Origin of the sequence: Citreicoccus inhibens, assembly GCF_019039035.1 — a bacterium.
Lineage (GTDB): Bacteria > Myxococcota > Myxococcia > Myxococcales > Myxococcaceae > Citreicoccus > Citreicoccus inhibens.
The window spans coordinates 1-16,218 of record NZ_JAHNZT010000067.1; the positions used below are offsets into that span (position 1 = coordinate 1).

Annotated in this window: 18 protein-coding genes; 9 read left to right on the plus strand and 9 right to left on the minus strand. The window is 66.3% G+C overall.

Annotated elements, in window-relative coordinates; genetic code table 11:
- The first annotated feature begins 133 nt into the window (after positions 1–133).
- The gene (locus tag KRR26_RS35305; protein WP_268905929.1) at positions 134–568 is read left to right on the plus strand and encodes a DUF2804 family protein; all 435 of its coding nucleotides are present in this window, start codon (positions 134–136) and stop codon (positions 566–568) included.
- A gap of 249 nt (positions 569–817) precedes the next feature.
- Here the strand turns inward: KRR26_RS35305 and KRR26_RS35310 are convergent, their stop codons facing one another.
- Complete coding sequence (locus tag KRR26_RS35310) at positions 818–1,495, minus strand: hypothetical protein (protein ID WP_120206202.1); 678 nt, start codon at positions 1,493–1,495, stop codon at positions 818–820.
- A 1,003-nt stretch (positions 1,496–2,498) separates the two neighbouring features.
- Positions 2,499–3,014: a MarR family winged helix-turn-helix transcriptional regulator gene (locus KRR26_RS35315; protein ID WP_120206201.1), complete on the minus strand. Its 516-nt coding sequence runs from the start codon at positions 3,012–3,014 to the stop codon at positions 2,499–2,501.
- Positions 3,015–3,091: 77 nt separating this feature from the next.
- On the opposite strand from KRR26_RS35315, the gene KRR26_RS35320 reads away from it, so the two are divergent.
- Positions 3,092–3,502, plus strand: a complete 411-nt coding sequence (locus tag KRR26_RS35320) for a VOC family protein (RefSeq protein ID WP_217082034.1) — start codon at positions 3,092–3,094, stop codon at positions 3,500–3,502.
- 20 nt (positions 3,503–3,522) lie between these two features.
- Here KRR26_RS35320 and KRR26_RS35325 read toward each other — a convergent pair whose 3' ends face one another.
- Positions 3,523–3,960: a winged helix-turn-helix transcriptional regulator gene (locus KRR26_RS35325; protein WP_217082035.1), complete on the minus strand. Its 438-nt coding sequence runs from the start codon at positions 3,958–3,960 to the stop codon at positions 3,523–3,525.
- A gap of 47 nt (positions 3,961–4,007) precedes the next feature.
- On the opposite strand from KRR26_RS35325, the gene KRR26_RS35330 reads away from it, so the two are divergent.
- The 4 genes from KRR26_RS35330 (at position 4,008) to KRR26_RS35345 (ending at position 9,162) form a co-directional block, all read left to right on the plus strand.
- A complete protein-coding gene (locus KRR26_RS35330; RefSeq protein ID WP_217082036.1) occupies positions 4,008–4,592 on the plus strand; it encodes a hypothetical protein in 585 nt (194 codons plus the stop codon).
- 538 nt (positions 4,593–5,130) lie between these two features.
- Positions 5,131–6,207, plus strand: coding sequence for a monodechloroaminopyrrolnitrin synthase PrnB family protein (locus KRR26_RS35335; RefSeq protein ID WP_268905930.1), 1,077 nt, complete (start codon positions 5,131–5,133; stop codon positions 6,205–6,207).
- A gap of 57 nt (positions 6,208–6,264) precedes the next feature.
- Positions 6,265–7,962 (plus strand): NAD(P)/FAD-dependent oxidoreductase, encoded by a 1,698-nt coding sequence (locus KRR26_RS35340; protein WP_120206197.1) that lies wholly within the window; start codon positions 6,265–6,267, stop codon positions 7,960–7,962.
- Positions 7,963–8,022: 60 nt separating this feature from the next.
- A complete protein-coding gene (locus KRR26_RS35345) occupies positions 8,023–9,162 on the plus strand; it encodes a Rieske 2Fe-2S domain-containing protein (protein ID WP_120206196.1) in 1,140 nt (379 codons plus the stop codon).
- Positions 9,163–9,179: 17 nt separating this feature from the next.
- Here KRR26_RS35345 and KRR26_RS35350 read toward each other — a convergent pair whose 3' ends face one another.
- The 5 genes from KRR26_RS35350 to KRR26_RS35370 all read right to left on the minus strand — a co-directional run bounded on the left by KRR26_RS35350 (position 9,180) and on the right by KRR26_RS35370 (position 13,586).
- A complete protein-coding gene (locus KRR26_RS35350; RefSeq protein ID WP_217082037.1) occupies positions 9,180–10,805 on the minus strand; it encodes a tryptophan halogenase family protein in 1,626 nt (541 codons plus the stop codon).
- A 330-nt stretch (positions 10,806–11,135) separates the two neighbouring features.
- Complete coding sequence (locus tag KRR26_RS35355; protein ID WP_120206194.1) at positions 11,136–11,498, minus strand: VOC family protein; 363 nt, start codon at positions 11,496–11,498, stop codon at positions 11,136–11,138.
- A 95-nt stretch (positions 11,499–11,593) separates the two neighbouring features.
- Positions 11,594–11,947 (minus strand): hypothetical protein, encoded by a 354-nt coding sequence (locus KRR26_RS35360; RefSeq protein ID WP_217082038.1) that lies wholly within the window; start codon positions 11,945–11,947, stop codon positions 11,594–11,596.
- A 125-nt stretch (positions 11,948–12,072) separates the two neighbouring features.
- On the minus strand, positions 12,073–12,921 hold the full coding sequence (locus KRR26_RS35365; protein WP_217082039.1) for a helix-turn-helix domain-containing protein: 849 nt from the start codon (positions 12,919–12,921) through the stop codon (positions 12,073–12,075).
- Positions 12,922–13,013: 92 nt separating this feature from the next.
- Complete coding sequence (locus KRR26_RS35370) at positions 13,014–13,586, minus strand: tRNA-uridine aminocarboxypropyltransferase (protein ID WP_120206191.1); 573 nt, start codon at positions 13,584–13,586, stop codon at positions 13,014–13,016.
- A 193-nt stretch (positions 13,587–13,779) separates the two neighbouring features.
- Here KRR26_RS35370 and KRR26_RS35375 point away from each other — a divergent pair, with 193 nt between their 5' ends.
- A complete protein-coding gene (locus KRR26_RS35375; RefSeq protein ID WP_217082040.1) occupies positions 13,780–14,127 on the plus strand; it encodes an RNA 2'-phosphotransferase in 348 nt (115 codons plus the stop codon).
- Between the two features lie 333 nt (positions 14,128–14,460).
- Positions 14,461–14,865: a helix-turn-helix transcriptional regulator gene (locus KRR26_RS37205; protein WP_321202768.1), complete on the plus strand. Its 405-nt coding sequence runs from the start codon at positions 14,461–14,463 to the stop codon at positions 14,863–14,865.
- A 3-nt stretch (positions 14,866–14,868) separates the two neighbouring features.
- On the opposite strand, the gene KRR26_RS35385 is transcribed toward KRR26_RS37205, so the two are convergent.
- Positions 14,869–15,276, minus strand: coding sequence for a hypothetical protein (locus KRR26_RS35385; protein ID WP_120206189.1), 408 nt, complete (start codon positions 15,274–15,276; stop codon positions 14,869–14,871).
- 308 nt (positions 15,277–15,584) lie between these two features.
- Here KRR26_RS35385 and KRR26_RS35390 point away from each other — a divergent pair.
- A partial coding sequence (locus KRR26_RS35390) for an energy transducer TonB (RefSeq protein WP_217082041.1) occupies positions 15,585–16,218 on the plus strand: 634 nt, incomplete at its 3' end.

The following is a 16,218-nucleotide window of genomic DNA, read 5'->3' on the forward strand; positions in this document are numbered from 1 at the left end:
TTCCACGACCTCAAGCGATGCCGCGCCGTCGCCACCCGCTACGACAAGACGGCGACCTGCTACCTCGCCGTCCTCCACGTCGCGGCCATGACTCTGTGGCTGCATTAATCAGGGACAGCCCCTAGAGAGCGGCCTGGGTGGTATCGATTACACGCAGTACAGCCTGACGCCCCACTCGGCGTGGCGCTGGGCCTTTGCCACCGGACGACTGGCGGATGGGACGCCTTTGGGACTCAACCTCCGGGAGGACTTCATGCCGGAGGGGTCCGTGGCGAATGAGAACGCGCTGTGGCTGGGGGACAGCGCCTACCCTCTGGCTCCCGTCACCTTCGAGTACCTCGACATGCAGTTGCTGTCCCCATGGCGGGTGAGGGCCGTGGATGGCTCGGTGGACCTGTGTTTCCAGCCCATCCATGTCCATTCCGAGAACCGCGAGGAGCCCCTCTGCCGCAGTCGGTTCGAGCTGCCCGTGGGCCTCTTCGAGGGCACGGTGACCGTGGGCGGACGGACGCTCCAACTCGCCAACATTCCTGGCGTCATCAAGAAACAGTACACGACCATCATGTAACCATCCCGTCAGCTCGGTTCCTGTGGGGCAGACTTCGTCCTGATGGCCTCGGTGTGTGGCACATCCCTCAGCGTGTTCTGGGTGGGAATGCACGTGTCAGACAGGCTGCGATTCCGTCATGGCTGCCCTCGGGCATCCGTTACGGCATGCGCTTCGAGGGAAACTGCAGGGACAACGCTGCAGTGGAGAGCGGGTTCTCCACTCTGAAGACAGCGTTGGTGCATAAGAGGGACTTTCCGGCTTTGCCCTTTAGCGGACGCGTCCATTGTCATCCGCGATGCCCGTGCTCTGCAGGGTGGAGAGAAGCGAGGAGTTTTTCGCGGCGAGGACGACGGGAACGTTCTGGCTCCCGAATTGGATAGTGCCCCGTCCAGGCACGCCTTCTGTCTGCTGCGCGCCCTTCTGCTTCATCAAGGTTTCGAAGCTGGCCGGGGACGTCACCACCATTCCCTTGAGGTTTCCTTCGAGGGGGACCTTCTCCCAGTGCAGTTGCTCATTGTTTGCCTGAATGGACGAATTGTTCACGGTGGCGTTGAAGGCTCCGTTGCGGCCCGACTCGGTCTGTTTTCCCCACAGTTGCTTGGTCCTCTTGAGGGGATCCCCTTGAGGGAGTCCGACCTGGTCATTCTTTGTCGCGCCAGGGACGAGACCGCCGTTGTCCGTGGAGGACGCTCGCCACCCATGATTGGGGGTTTGCAGTACATTGGGACTGAGGATCAACTGCACTCGGCTGTCATTGCTCCCCACGCCATATCCCTTGGCGGGCCAGGCGGATTGCTGCGTTCCCACGGCGCGCGTGTAGACGGCCAGGGCGCCACCGCCGTTCTTATCCGCAGGGCGTGAGTAGCGGCCCTCCGGGCCCTCCCGATGATAGGCGGAGGTGAGCTGTTTCTGCTCGAGAGCACTCGCTACATGCTCCGGAGCCATGCCATGGGTGAGGCATGCGGCATTGTCCAGGTTGAGCGGTGGGGGCGGACGTGGGGGGCGTGCAGGGTTGGCGGGGGGCGTGGCAAGCGAGGGGCAGCGACCCTGCGAATGGGTGGTGCGCGGGGGCTGGTTGCTCGCGGCCTGCGTGGAGGTGGTCGCCGGAGGGGTGAAGGTGCTGATGCCCTGATGGGCTTGGAGGACGGCTGGGGCGGGATTTGAGGGGCTCGGTCCGGAGGGCCCGCTCTGGGTGGCGACGTTTGAGGGGGCGGGCGGCGTCGTGGCTCGGCTCGGCGTGGGAGACCGTACTTCTGGGCGAGCGGTGGGACGAGGGCTGGTAGGCGTGTTGATGGGTGAGTTGATTCGTTTCATGGCTTCGATACTCCAGTCTTTGAGTGGGGCCGGCGAGTGCTTGGATTTTCAGACCTTGCATGCCATTCGCGCCAAGGGACGTCGGTCCGACCGCCCACCTGTGCGTGATACGGTCTGATTGCCAGTCTATGGCCAACACCCTGCCCTCGGAGCACGACGCGCGGGCGAAGTGCTGTCTCCTTGAGGACAGTGCTTCGCCCCCGGGCTCAGTAGCAGGACACGACCGTGGTGTAGCCGCTCACCTGCCTGACGCCTTGAAGCCAGCGGTTCGTCTGGCTTGGGTGACCCACGTCTCAAGGTCGCCCTGCCCGTGTCTGGAGAACCAGTCGTTCGCGCACCGCACGCAGTCGCCGCTCGGGTCCGCTCCCCAATCCAAGTCGTACCCATTTCCTTGAGGGGTGGCCCTTGCCCGGAGGTTCTCCAGGGCGATGGCTCGGCAGGAATCACAGAGCAACAGGGGCATTCCCCATCCATCCACGCGGATGTGGACGGGGATGAATTGATTCAGCTCCATCGCGCTCGCAACATGCTCACAGGCGACCTGTACATCCTCCAACTCATGGTGTGGACAGCGAACCATGGGCATTGTGTGCTCGTGATGAATGCGCGTTTCGGAAGAGCCTGGGCAAATACGTCAGTCCTCCCTCGCGGATTCCTCCAGGCTCACGGCCAGCTTTCGCAGGAGCGTTGCGAGGGTTGTTCGGTCGTTCTTCGACAGGCCCTTGAGCAGCCTGGCCTCGACGGCCATGTCGGCTCGGAACGCTGCTTCGGTGCGGGCTCGGCCCTCGGGCGTCAGCTCCACGGGAATGCTCCTGGCGTCCCCCTCTGCCTCCGCGCGACGAATCAGTCCCGCTCGGGTCAGTCGGGTCAGTCGGTCGGTCAGTCCTCCGGAGGAGATCATCAGCGACTTGTAGAGTTCGGTCGGGCGCATGCGGTAGGGCGGTCCCGCGCGCAGCAGCGTGGACACGACGTCGAACTCGCCCGTGTCCAGCGCGTACTCCTCGAACACCGCTTCAATGGCGGGACGTACCCTCAGGGTGATGCGCCGGGCTCGCCCCAGTATCTCCATGCCCTGGGTGTCCAGCCCGGGCAGCTCCCTCGCCCACTGGGCCCGCAGGCGGTCGACATGGTCTTCGGCTGTCTTGCTCATGGCTGGATTCTCGATGTCTTGACGTCGAGATACTTCGAGGCATACTGTCTCGACCTCAAGATAACGGAGTTTTGAAGATGAGTCCGCGCCCTTTCCAGCCTGTGACCGTGGATCACCTCGTGCTGCGAGTCGTGGACTTGGAGCGGATGACCACGTTCTATCGGGACGTGCTGGGCTGCGCCGTGGACCGCGTGGTGCCGCATCTGGGCCTCACGCACCTGCGCGCGGGCACGGCGTTGATCGACCTGGTGTCCCTGGATGGAAAGCTGGGGGGCGCGGGCGGCGCGGCGCCTGGGCGCGAGGGCCGCAACGTCGACCACTTCTGCCTCACCGTGCGGCCGTTCGACGAGGACTCCATTCGCGCTCATCTGGAGGCGCAAGGCGTCGCCATCTTCGCGCCGGGGGAGCGGTATGGCGCGACCGGTGAGGGCCGCTCGTTCTATCTCCAGGATCCCGAGGGCAACACCGTCGAGCTGAAGGGGGCGTAGGCGTCACCGCCGCGCGTGCATCAGTCCAGGACGCCGCCGGTGGCGGTCACGTTGGAGCAACTCAGCGCAGAGGTCCCGGGTGTGCGCCGTCCGCCTCGGCGCTCCAGATGCTGCAAGCCCCAGACGCGGGCGCACTCCACCAGCGGGAGCGCCGTGCGGCCGTACTCCGTGAGGTGATAGCGCACCGGGGTGGGCACGGGCCCCGTCTCCTCCCGCTCCACGAGGCCGTCGGTTTCCAGTTCGCGCAGCTGCTCCGTCAGGACCTTGTGGGAGATGGGCGCGGCTCGGCGCAGCAGGCCCGAGAAGTGATGCTCCTCATGCGCGAGCCAGTAGATGAGGGTCAGCTTCCACTTGCCGCCCACCGCCGCGAGCGTCGCGGTCAGCGGGCATTCCTCCAAGGGGTTGCGCCGCGCGGCTCGGGGATACGCACCTTCAGGTGCGTTCTTGTGGTGGTTCATCGGGGCTCCCTAGGGTCCTGGCGCTTCACACTCACCTCGAGAATGCCATGGACCATCCTGCACGCCCTTCCTCAACGCGCTGGTTCGCCAGTGCCCTGTGCGCCTGTCTGGCGCTCCCCGCATGCTCCCACGTCCCGAACCCCACGACCGAGGCGCAGGCCCGCGACGACCGAAACCATGACTTCGACTTCGAGATAGGGACCTGGAGGACACACCTGAAGCGCCGCCTCCATCCCCTGTCCGGCTCCAACGAGTGGACCGAGTATGACGGCACCACCGTCGTTCGCCCGGTCTGGAATGGCCGGGCCAATCTGGTCGAACTCGTCGTGGATGGACCCACGGGGCATTTCGAAGGACTCAACCTGCGGCTCTACAACCCGCAGTCCCGCCAATGGAGCCTCAACTACGCCAACGTGAAGGGCGGCACCCTCACCCCGCCCATGCTGGGGAGCTTCAAGGGCGGCCGGGGAGAGTTCCAGGACCAGGAGGAGTTCGACGGGCGCAACGTCCTCGTTCGCTTTGAGATCATCCCGGTCGATGCCAATACGATCCGCTTCGAACAGGCCTTCTCCGACGATGGCGGCAAGTCCTGGGAGCTGAACTGGGTCGCGACCGACACGCGGATGCCCTGACCCCACCGCCCTCGCCGAGGGCGGCCGTGATGGAAGGGTTTGAGGTGCGATGCCGGGCGACATGCCCATTCCTTGCCCGGCAGTGCGTCACGTGGTCGTGACCGAGGGCCAGGCGCGCTGTCTGGCAAGGAAATTCGTCCGGGTTGCCAATGTGTGGCATGGGGGCGCCCGGACTTCCCGCAAAGGTTGACTGGCGCACAATCCGGCCCTCCGGTCCCATGGCGATTGTCTGGGGATGGCCAACAGTGCCGGCGGGTGTTGGTAGGAAGACAGAAGGCAAAGGGAGCGGAGTGTTCGCTTTTGCCTGCCGTTCATCACTGGCTCTATTAGACCCTTGCGCCGCGCGAGGCCCGCAAGGGTTTGGGTGGAAATTCCTGCCAATGTGGAAGTTTGACGATCGCCTGGATGTGTCCAGGGCATGTCGGGCAGGTTTGGTATGTGAAAGATATATGTTAGGGTCTGGACACGGGACTCGGCGGGGGATTCCTTGAGGTTGCCATTCATGAATCCAGGACAGAATTCCAATTTCACGCATGAGATGGTTGCCGCACTGGATCCTCTCAATGCGGTGGCGACCTTGCGTCGCCTGCCCGTCCTCAATCAGCAGCGTGACGTGCCGGGGGTTCTGGCGTTGCTCCAGGGCCTCCTTCCGAAGCTGGAGTTGGCCGAGCGGTGGGAGTTCCTCGATGCCGCGGCGGCCATGCGTGACATTGGCTTCTTCCTCGGGTCGCTCAAGCGACATGGGCACGAGCCCGTCGAGGTGGTCCCTGGGCTGGAGCCCATCCTGCTCGCCCTCGCGCGGACGACACAGCTCCCCCCGAGAGAGACCCTGCTCCACGTGACGGTGTGGAACCCGTCCGCGGACCACCTGGAGCGCCGGTACACCACCTGCGCCGATGAGATTCACCTGCTGGAGAGCGTGCGCATCTCCATGGCGGCGCTGGATGCCGCGATCCTCCGCACGGTGGACCTCCACGACGTGTCGCTCGACTCCGCCGAGTTCGCGCCCCGCTGCGACGAGATCACGGAGCTGCTCAAGAAGATGGTGGACTCCATCGTCTACGCGTACCGCAACATCTCGCCGCGCAACTTCATGCACGAGCTGCGGCCCTACTACGAGCCCATCCGCGTGGGGGGACAGTCCTACCTGGGCCCCGGCGCCGTGGAGATGCCCCTCTTCGTGCTGGAGCACGTCCTGTGGGGCGCTCGCTCGGAGCACGCGAACTACAAGGACTTCAAGGAGACGTACCTGCCCTACGTGCTCCCTCGCTTCCGGGACATCTACCGCCAGTTCCTCCACCAGCCCTCGGTGTTGGATCGCGTGCTGGAGCAGGTGGGCTCGCCTCCCGCGCTGACGGAGCGCCATCGGGCGGGCTTGAAGGCACTCGACAAGATTTTCGACGTGCTGCTGCGCTTCCGGGCTCCGCACGTGAAGCTGGCGGAGCAGGCCTATCTGGCGGAGCGCGAGGCCCACTCCGTGGGCAGCGGTGGCTACGCGCCCAGCATGCTCGATGAACTCCTCGCGTTGACCCGAGAGGCCCGGCTGCGGCTGACCCTGGCCTTGCGAGCGCCCGCGGTGAGCGAAGAGCCCCCCTTGAAGCGCAACGCGCGCTGAGCCCGCGGCGCTCACTCCTCAGCAGCTCGACGTCCCATCTCTGGGAGAAATGCGGCCATGAAATCGACGGTCAATGAGGTTCGAGACAGCAATCACTACGACGTCATCATCCTGGGCTCGGGGATGTCCGGCAGCCAGATGGGCGCCATCCTCGGCCGGCAGGGCTTTCGGGTGCTCATCGTCGAGGAGGCGACCCACCCGCGCTTCACCATTGGCGAGTCCTCCATCCCCGAGACGTCGCTGATGAACCGCATCATCGCGGACCGCTACGGCGTGCCCGAAATCCAGGACATCACGTCGTTCTATTCAACCTTCAAGAAGGTCTCCTCGAGCACCGGCATCAAGCGCAACTTCGGCTTCGTCTTCCACAAGCCGAACGAGGAGCACAATCCCACGCACTTCACCCAGTGCGTCATCCCCGAGCTGCCCTGGGGGCCGGAGAGCCACTTCTACCGCCAGGACGTGGATGCCTATCTGATGCATGCGGCCATCCGCTACGGGTGCACGGTCAAGCAGAAGACCACCATCAAGGACTACGACCTGAGCAAGACAGGCGTGGCCGTCACCACCACCCAGGGCGAGCGCTACACCGGGCGGTACATGATTGACTGTGGTGGCCCCCGCGCCCCGCTGGCGTTGAAGTTCGGCCTGCGCGAGGAGCCCTGCCGCTACCGGACCCACTCGCGCACCCTCTACACGCACATGGTGGGGGTGAAGCCCTTCGATGACATCTTCAAGCCCAAGGGGCAGCGCTGGCGCTGGCACGAGGGCACGCTGCACCACATGTTCCACGGCGGCTGGCTGTGGGTGATTCCCTTCAACAACCACCCGCGCGCCACCAACGGGCTGGTCAGCGTGGGCTTGCAGCTGGACCCCCGCGTCCACCCGAAGACGGACATCTCCGCGCAGCAGGAGTTCGACGAGTTCCTCGCGCGCTTCCCCACCATCGCCGCGCAGTTCAAGGACGCGCGTCCGGTGCGCGATTGGGTGAAGTCGGACCGGTTGCAGTACTCGTCCAAGACGACCGTGGGCGACCGCTACTGCCTGATGCTCCACGCGGCGGGGTTCATTGATCCGCTCTTCTCGCGCGGGTTGGAGAACACGTCGGTGGCCATCCACGCGCTGGCGGCGCGCCTCATCAAGGCGCTGCGCGACGACGACTTCTCGCCGGAGCGCTTCGAGTACATCGACCGGTTGCAGCAGAAGCTCCTGGAGCACAACGACGACTTCGTGAGCTGCTGTTACACGGCCTTCTCCGACTTCGAACTCTGGGACGCTTTCCACCGGCTGTGGGCGGTGGGCACGATGCTCGGACAGTTCCGGCTCATTCAGGCGCACGCGCGGTTCAAGGAGGACCGTAACGAGGCCCACCTGGACCACCTGGACGACAACCCGCCGCACCTGGGCTACCTGTGCGCGGACATGGATGACTATTGCCGCTTGTTCGACGCGGCAAAGGCCGAGGTGGACGCCGTCTCGGAGAAGCGCAAGTCCCCGAAGGAGGCCGCGGCCCGCATCCACGAGCTGATTGAGAAGGAGGAGTTCGCGCGTCCGCTCTTCAGCTTCGGCTACTGCATCACCGGCGCCAACCGGCACCTCAACAACTCCAAATACAGCCTCGTGCCCGCCCTGCGGCTCCTGAACTGGACCCAGCGAGGCGCGCCGCCCGAGGTGCAGAAGTACTTCGATTACAACCCCATGTTCTCGCTGTTGAAGTCCTACGTCGGGCACCGCTTGGAGCTCGCGCTGAAGTAGGCGCGCGCGGCCAGCGCATGGGGTGGGCAGGGCCATCACGAACTCGCGGGAGTGAGACACATGAGCGGCGACATTCGCCTGGAGCAGGAGCGCATCCGACCGGCCCTGGGGGTGAACGACCTCACCGGCCAGACCGCGGCGAGCTGGTACGTCGCCATGCGGTCGGATGCATTGAAGGACAAGCCCGTGGCCATCAAGCTCTTCGGGCAACCGCTCGTGGCCTGGCGCAATGCGTCCGGCCAGCCGGTGGTCATGGAGCGCTATTGCTCGCACCTGGGGGCGAGCCTCGCGAAGGGCAAGGTGGTGGAGGGATGCATTCAATGTCCCTTCCACAACTGGCGCTATGACAGCACCGGTGCGTGCAGCCACGTGCCGGGGCACAGCACGGCGGTGCCTCGGCTGGAGCCCATTCCGCCCACGGCCCGTCAGGCGGTCTACCCCACCACCGAGCGGTATGGCTTTGTCTGGGTCTGGTATGGCACCCAGGTGCCGCTGTTCCCCGTGCCCGAGATGGCGGAGGCGGAGAGCCCTCGGGACTTCATGCGCTTGAGCTTCGCGTATGAGACGCGGACCTCGGTGCTGCGCATCATCGAGAACTTCTATGACGCGCAGCACGCGGCCCCGGTGCACCAGCTGCCCATCACGGCCTTCGAGCTGAAGCTGGATGACGAGTCGAACCCGCCGCCAGGGCAGGAGGGGCTGGCTCGGGAGGGCGCCTGGTTTGGCGCGGGCATCGACTTCCACGTGGAGCGCTACTTCGGCCCCGTGGGCATCGTCTCGCGGGCGCTGGGCCTCAACATGAGCCGGATGAACCTCCACTTCGATGGCTATCCGGGAGGCTGCATCATGACGGTCAGCCTGGATGGCGACATGAAGTACCGCCTGCTCCAGTGCGTCACGCCCGTGGACAAGGACGAGACCGTGATGCACATGCTGCTGGCCATCAAGAAGGGGAGCGGGGTGGCGCGCAGCGCGGCCAACTTCGTCCTCTTCGGCCTCCAGACCTGGGGGGCCGCGGGCTACGACGTGGCCATCTGGAACAACATGAAGTCAGACGCGGGCGGGGCCTTCAGCAAGTACGACCAGCTCATCCTGAAGTACCGCGCGTTCTATCGGCGCTGGGTGAACAAGGTCGCGCAGGAGCAGCCCAGCCCCATGCGTGACAGCCGTGCGGACCCGCGGAGGAGTGCGCACGGCTGAGGCCGCGCGGGGGGCGGTCAGCTGGCCTTCTGCCGGCTGGCCTCCTCCATGGGACGCGCCCCGCGCGCGTACAGCGCGGTCAGGTAGTCGTACTGCGAAGGCAGCCGCGACATCATCTGGGAGGTCTTCTTCCGGACGTCGTCGAACACGCGCTCCGCCTCCGCGAGGATGTCGGGGCGGTGCTGGAGCAGCGGCATGGGCTGCCGAGGCAGGTAGCCCACGCCCGCGAAGATGGATTGGAAGTTGCTGTTGGTCCAGAAGCGGTCGAAGCCCGCTTCGAACGAGGCGTAGAGCGCTTCGTTCGAGGCGTAGCTCTTGCGGATGGGGATGCCCGCCCGCTGGAGCTCCAGGACCTCCTTGAGCGTCTCGGGGAGCTTGAGCTCGTTCTGGTTGGCCCGCCAGTAGGGCGTGTCGGTGCGGGGCGACGTGCAGAAGTGCAGCACGATGAAGTCGCGCACGTCGTCCACCATGTAGGAGACGCGCTCGTTGAACTTGTCGCGCAGGGCGGGTTCGATCTGCTTGTTCGGGAAGCAGGCGACGAGCTGGTAGAGCGCGGCGTACACGAAGTACAGGCCCGTGGACTCCAGCGGCTCCAGGAAGCTGCTCGCCAGTCCGAAGCTGACGCAATTCTTGACCCAGGAGCGACGACGGCGGCCGGAGACGAACTTGATGTGGCGCACGTCGAGGTTGTCGACCTTCTTTCCAAACCAGGCGCGCACCTCGCGCTCGGCCTCCTCGGGGGTCTGGAATGCGCTGGAATAGACATACCCGTTGCCCGAGCGACCGTAGAGCGGAATCTCCCAGGTCCACCCGGAGCTGAAGGCGCTCGCGGTCGTATAGGGGCGGATGCCCTCGGTCGCCGAGTCCGACGGGATGTTGACGGCGACGGCGCGGTCCGTGAGCAGGCTGTCGTGGAAGGTGATCTTGGGCTCGCCCAGGGCCTTCTCGATGAGCAGCCCCGCGAAGCCGCTGCAGTCGATGTAGAGGTCCGCCTCGTAGACCCGGCCGCTCTCGCCCTTGAGGCACTTGATGCTGCCGTCCTCGGTGAGCGGGGTCTCGACGATGTCGTCGCTGATGTAGGTGAGACCTCGCTCGATGGACCACTTCTTGAGGTAGTTGGCCATCAAGAGCGCGTCGAAGTGATAGGCATAATGGACGGCCTTGCTGCCATCCATGAACCGGGGCGACTTCAACGCATCACAAATGGGAGACGTGGGGTAGCAGGCGTACTCCATGGAGTCGGTTCGACCCTGCCGCTGCCGGCCATACATCCAGATGTGAGAGAGCGGGATGCCCTTCACCTCCGGCATCTCTCCAAAGTTGTGATAGTAATGGTCGCCGCCCTGCGAGGCGGGCTTCTTCCAATTCTGGAATCGGATGCCCAGCTTGTAGGTGGCCTTGCATTCAGACATCCATTCCTCTTCAGGAATCTGTAGGAAATCGAACAGCTCCTCCTTGATGGTAGGAATGGTGGCCTCGCCCACGCCAATCCGGGGGATGCGAGGGGATTCGATGAGGGTGATGTCGACGTTGAAGTTCAGGGCCTTGTGCAGGTAGGCGGCCGCCATCCAGCCGGAGCTTCCGCCGCCGACGATGATGATCTTCCGGACCCGGTTGTCATTCTCTGAAGAATTCTTGTCCATTGGTATTCCCGTGGAATCCGCCGTGTGAGGAATAGAATGGGGCCGAGCGCGGCTGCCGCGTCTGGATGTGAAGGGGATCCCCGCCCGCCCCGCAGGGAATGAGGCGACAATCACATCCCATGCATGATGTCTTTAGTCAAATAGTGGCGAATGTGCTCTGGGAATCAGATGGCTGTCATTTTGACTGTCGGGGCAGGTGGACGCCGCGCCATCGGTGTGGGCTGCCCTGGGCCTTGGGTAAGTGATTTCCCTGAGGGCGCGGAGACAGGGGTCGAATGGCCACGCTCACGGCCTCGGCGAGGGGGAGCTCGCCGAGGCCGGTGGTTGGCATTACTTCAGGCAGACCGCCTCGATGTTGTTGCCGTCCGGGTCCTTGAGGAACGCGGCGTAGTACGAGGGGCTGTAGTCGGCGCGCAGGCCGGGGAGGCCGTTGTCGGTGCCGCCCGCCGAGAGGCCGCTCGCGTGGAACTGGTCCACCGGGGCGCGCTTCGTGGCCGGGAAGGCCACGTGCGTTCCCGAATTCTTCAGGCCCGGCGTCTCATACAGCCACAGCGCGGGCTCGCCCTGGGGCCCGAAGCCCGCGCTGGAGGCGTCGCGCGAGCACAGCACGTACCCCAGAGGGGCGAGCGCGGCGGTGTAGAAGCGCACGCTGGCATCCAGGTCCTTCACCTTCAATCCGATGTGGTCGAACACGTGGGTCTCCTGTTGAGAGAGACCCACAGGGTACGGATGCGGGGGGAGGCGCTCTTGGAGGAAGTTGCGATCACCCGGCGCGGTGCGCCGCCTCGCTACTTGTGGACGAGCACGTAGCTGGCGGAGCCGGCGTTCCAATAGCCATCCGCGTTGCTCCAGGGGCGCATCTTGAAGCGCGCGACGACGCGCCAGGTGTACGCGTTGATGGGCACCGCGTAGCACTCGATGCGCAGCAGGGCGTTGTCCCTCTCGGAGCCCGGTTCCTCGAAGCCCATCTCGCGTGGGGCCACGAGGAGCGCCCAATCACTCGTCGTGCCGGAGGGGACGGTGATGAAGTCACCGTCGCTGATGGTTCCGGACTGCGCGTTCTGCGCGGAGCTGGCGCCGGAGTAAAGGCATGCGCAGAGCGCGACCATCGCCAGCAGGGATGGCAGGAAACGTCGAGTCATGGGGCCTTCCTTGGGAATGAGGAGGGCGGAACCTAGGGAGGCCCGGCTGCGTTTCAACGGCTCCGCACTTCAGGGCGAGGGCTCCGTCCGGAGAGGCCCTCGTGCGGGCCAACGCGCCTGGATTTTCATCTCACGGGCGGAAGGGTGAGGCGCTCTTGGAGGAGCTTGCGCTCGCCGCGCGCCGTCTGTCGGAATCTTCCCGGAGACACGCCCGCCGCGCGGTGGAAGGTCCGCACGAAGTTGGAGAGGTCACCAAAGCCAACATCGAAGGCGACGTCCGTGATGGTGCGCGTGTCGTCCGCGAGCAGGCGCGCGGCGTGCCGCAGCCGCGACCGCAGCAGGTACTGGTGGGGCGTCACGCCCACCACCTTGGAGAACAGCCGCAGGAAGTGGAAGGCGCTGAGCCCGACCTCCAGAGCCGTCGTCTCCAGGTCGATGGGCTCGTGTGAATGCGTGTCCATCCAGAGCGCCGCCTCCACCACGCGGCGACGGTCCAGCGCCCGCGCGGAGGGAGCCTTGTGGACGCGCCCCGAGGTGACCTCGGCGAAGCGCGACGCGAACACCATGCCGACCTCGTCCATGCCCACGTCGCTGCGCTTCTCGGCGGTGGCCTGTGCCAGCTCTCCGAGCACCATCATCTCGGGAAGGGGCGGGACGCCCCCGGCCTGCCAGACCTCGGGGCGGATCCCCATCTCGTCGAGCAGCGTGGGGGCCAGGTGGAACGAGAGGCACTCGTCTCCGCGCGTGTGCTCGTGCGCGCACCGGTACTCGTCGCCGGGGCTGCCCACGAGCAGCGAGCCGCTCACCAACTCGAAGGACTCGCCCTGCGTCTGGTAGCTGAACGTGCCGCGGCGGACGTAGGCCACGGAGAAATTGCGGTGCATCTCCGTGAAGGGCGCGTCATCGGGGCCGGCGCTGCACCGACAGTCGGAGATCCGGAGAGACTCGAGCTTCAGAACGGTCGATACCTGCATCCGCCAGCAAACCTATGACCCGGGTGCGGTGGCGGCAAGCCAATCGCTCAGCGGTCCAACTGGCTTGGAGAAGATTGCGATCCGGCCAGGACTCAGCTCAGCGAGCCGCAGTCGGCGATGCGCTTCACCCGCAGCTCGGCGAGCCGGGCCATGGGCGCGGCGACCTCGGGGCCTTCGAGCAGCTCCACGGCGCGGGCGATGGCGTCCAGCGTGGACATCCCGGCGGGGTGCGAGGTCTCGCGCAGTCGGAGCATCCCCGCGGGCGGCGGCGGTAGCACCAGCCGGGGCAGGGTGCGCAGCATGGGCAGTCGTTGCGTCATCCGCCGTGCTTGGGACCAGCTCCCGTCCAGCACCACGAGCTGCCGGGGGGCGGGGGCATCCAGGGGCGGGGTGGGGCCGTCGGGGAAGAGCAGCCACGTGCCGGGCTCGGACAGGGCCGCGACGTCGAGGAACTCCGTGGGGGCGCCGTGGGTGATGAGCGCGGAGTTGGTGAGCGCGAGCGCGGCCAATCCCCCCGTGTTGCTCTTCTTGCGAAGCTCCAGCGAGTGCATCACGAGGATGAAGCGGGTGCGCGTCTCGACGCGGGGGATCTCGGCGCACAGGCACAAGTGCGTCGCGAGGTTGCAGCGTTCACAGCGGGGTCGAGGAGCGGCGCGAGGAGACATCCTGTGTCATCCTGGGCCGTCCCCCGCCGGATGAGAAGCGCTTCGTGCGGGGCCAGGGCCCGTCATGGCGCAGGGGAAGTGCGCAGCGGACCGCACGGCTCCTGGCCCACTGGGGCAGCGGGCGTCGTGCTCCGTTTGGCAGGGACGGACCGGAGAGGCTGGGCACACCCTGAGTGACCGGCGCCTGACCGCGTTGAGCAAATTCCTGAGCCTCATTCTTCGGCACCAGCCTGAGCAGGTGGGCGTCCATTTGGATGCGCAGGGCTGGGTCGAGCGGATTGCCGCATCCAGCGCGAAGCGCCAATTCGCCGTCAGCGAGGATGGGCTGCGCATCCGGGCGAATCAGGGGCACTCGGTGGCCATCGACCTGGCCTATCCCGCGGCGGTTCCACCCGCGGTGCTCTATCACGGGACTCCCGAGGCGAACGTGGAGCGGATCCGCAAGGACGGTCTGCTCAAGATGCAGCGTCACCACGTTCAGAGGGAGAGGTCTCGATTCGTGCGCAGAGGACTGTCTGTCGAGGCCATGGCGGTTCTCTGAGTTCGTCGCGCAGCCCGCCACTCCGCGATGCGAGGCTTTGGGCGGGTGTCCGTCCCGTGCCTCGGCGCATCGTGGCGCCTCCTGTGAAGGGGTGTGTGTTGGAGTGTGTCCATGTCGCCCTGGGTTGGTCTCCGGAAAAGGGAGACAACCTGCCGTATCGGCATAGGTTCAGATGACGTGGTGGGTTATAACGGCCGGGAACTGACCGGCCGGCGGGAGGTCCGCGAGGGCGCGGGTCCCTCGCCGGGCCACACGCGCAAGGTTGATGTGGTGAGAACCCACCCCGAAGGTCTTGTCGCCCCCAGCCGTCTCCGCCCCGCCCGGAGCCGGAAGGTGCCCGCGCCGGAGCTCGCCCGGCGGCGAATCGAGCGGAAGCTGTCCCTCAGCGTGGGCGTGGCCGCCAAGGCCGCGCGCATGCGCGCCGGGTTGACCCAGGCGGACGTCGCGGACCGCATCGGCATCGCCTCGGAGGTCTATGGGCGGCTCGAGCGCGGGAAGATGATGCCCAGCGTGCCCACGCTGTTCCGCCTGTGCCTGGCGCTCCAGCTGTCCGCGGACGTGTCCATGGGGCTCGTCACGGCGGCCGCGGCGGGCGCCGCCGTCTGGGAGGAGGACTCTCCCGACAAGGATCATCTCCCGGAGATGCGGCGGCTGCTGCGCACCCTGCGCCGTCTGCCTCGCCACCAGCTCAAGCTGGTGACGCTGGTGGCCTCGGCCATCCTCCCCCCGCGCCGATGAGGCTCAAGGGCCACTGCCTCCCACCGCGGGGTTCGGGTCTTGGACCACCCAGGCCCACGTCGCGAGCGAGCGATCATAGCGCCCCGTGGCGAGGTCAATGACATACACGGACAGCTCGTGGTCTCCCGGCGGGAGGTTCCCCAGATGAAAGGTGGGACCACAGGACTGGAAGGCCGCGCCGTCCAGGGCGCAGCGATAGCGGGGCTGCGCCGCGTTGGAGTCGAAGCGGAAGTCCGCGGTGGGCGTGAGGCTCTGTTCCGGAGGCCCGTCCAGGATGAGGGTGTCCGGGGCATCACGGTCACCCGCGCCCGCGACGGACAACGGCACGAGCCCCGCAAGCAATAGGAGGCTGCAGACCGTGGGCGCCACCATGCCTCGCGGCAGGTGGCCCAGGCCGGGGGGAGGAATCATGGCGTCCTCACCGCGAGCAGTTCTGAGCCGGAAGGAATGGGAGGGGGCGCGGGAGTCTCATGAAGTTCCGGTTTAGGGGGGAAGTCGAACGCAAGGTGTGGAGCGGCCCCGGGCGCGTCCTCCCGCCCCAAGGAACGGGTGCTCTCTCCAGTGGTGGACGGGAGGGCCTGCCAGGTGTTGAGCAGTGAATGGCGGCCCGCAGACAGACAGGGCGTGTGTGTTCCCCTTGTCAGCGGTGCCCTGCCCCTGGCCTCATGCGCGCAGGGCCGGGGCATGGGACACCTGACGACATGAGGGGACAGGCGAGGATGTCCTGGCGCGGGGGGGCGCTGGCGCTCGGGGTGTGGCTGGGGTTGTGGGCGGCCGGCGCGCGCGCGGAGGCGGGCGGCGCGGATGCGGGCTCGGCGGTGGAGGTGGACGTTCAGCGCACGGACGCGGGCTGGGCGGCGGCGGGCGACTCGGTGGACGCGGGTGTGACGACGGGGGCGCTCGTGCCCCCCGTGCTCCTGGAGGATTCACCCGCGCCGTACCCTCCCGCGCTCGCGGCGGAGGCGGTGGGGGGCACGGTGCGTCTGGAGTTGCTGGTGAATGACGCGGGCGAGGTGGACTCGGCGACGCTCGTCACTGGGGTGCATCCGCTGTTGGACGAGGCCGCGCTGCACGCCGCGCCGCGCCTGCGCTTCGCTCCCGCCACGATGGATGGCCAACCCGTGGCCGTGCGTCTGTTCTTCGAGTACCGCTTCGAGGCCCCGGTGGTCGCCGTGGCGGATGCGGGGGAGGGCGAGGGACCCATCACCCTCCGGGGCTGGGTGCGCGCCAAAGGCAACCGCCGTCCACTCGTGGGCGCGACGCTGCTGTCCGATGCCGCGCCGGACCATCCAATACAAACAAACACAACAAATCACTTCAAAACACACTTTCCCCCAAAAAAACAAACCCTAC

What these genes read in the sequence shown, in the direction of transcription:
- KRR26_RS35350 (WP_217082037.1), bottom strand. Translation starts at nt 10,805, where the DNA reads ATGGACAAGAATTCTTCAGAGAATGACAACCGGGTCCGGAAGATCATC.
- KRR26_RS35320 (WP_217082034.1), top strand. Translation starts at nt 3,092, where the DNA reads ATGAGTCCGCGCCCTTTCCAGCCTGTGACCGTGGATCACCTCGTGCTG.
- KRR26_RS35360 (WP_217082038.1), bottom strand. Translation starts at nt 11,947, where the DNA reads ATGACTCGACGTTTCCTGCCATCCCTGCTGGCGATGGTCGCGCTCTGC.
- KRR26_RS35325 (WP_217082035.1), bottom strand. Translation starts at nt 3,960, where the DNA reads ATGAACCACCACAAGAACGCACCTGAAGGTGCGTATCCCCGAGCCGCG.
- KRR26_RS35385 (WP_120206189.1), bottom strand. Translation starts at nt 15,276, where the DNA reads ATGATTCCTCCCCCCGGCCTGGGCCACCTGCCGCGAGGCATGGTGGCG.
- KRR26_RS35330 (WP_217082036.1), top strand. Translation starts at nt 4,008, where the DNA reads ATGGACCATCCTGCACGCCCTTCCTCAACGCGCTGGTTCGCCAGTGCC.
- KRR26_RS35365 (WP_217082039.1), bottom strand. Translation starts at nt 12,921, where the DNA reads ATGCAGGTATCGACCGTTCTGAAGCTCGAGTCTCTCCGGATCTCCGAC.
- KRR26_RS35340 (WP_120206197.1), top strand. Translation starts at nt 6,265, where the DNA reads ATGAAATCGACGGTCAATGAGGTTCGAGACAGCAATCACTACGACGTC.
- KRR26_RS35335 (WP_268905930.1), top strand. Translation starts at nt 5,131, where the DNA reads ATGGTTGCCGCACTGGATCCTCTCAATGCGGTGGCGACCTTGCGTCGC.
- KRR26_RS35315 (WP_120206201.1), bottom strand. Translation starts at nt 3,014, where the DNA reads ATGAGCAAGACAGCCGAAGACCATGTCGACCGCCTGCGGGCCCAGTGG.
- KRR26_RS35310 (WP_120206202.1), bottom strand. Translation starts at nt 1,495, where the DNA reads ATGGCTCCGGAGCATGTAGCGAGTGCTCTCGAGCAGAAACAGCTCACC.
- KRR26_RS35370 (WP_120206191.1), bottom strand. Translation starts at nt 13,586, where the DNA reads ATGTCTCCTCGCGCCGCTCCTCGACCCCGCTGTGAACGCTGCAACCTC.
- KRR26_RS35345 (WP_120206196.1), top strand. Translation starts at nt 8,023, where the DNA reads ATGAGCGGCGACATTCGCCTGGAGCAGGAGCGCATCCGACCGGCCCTG.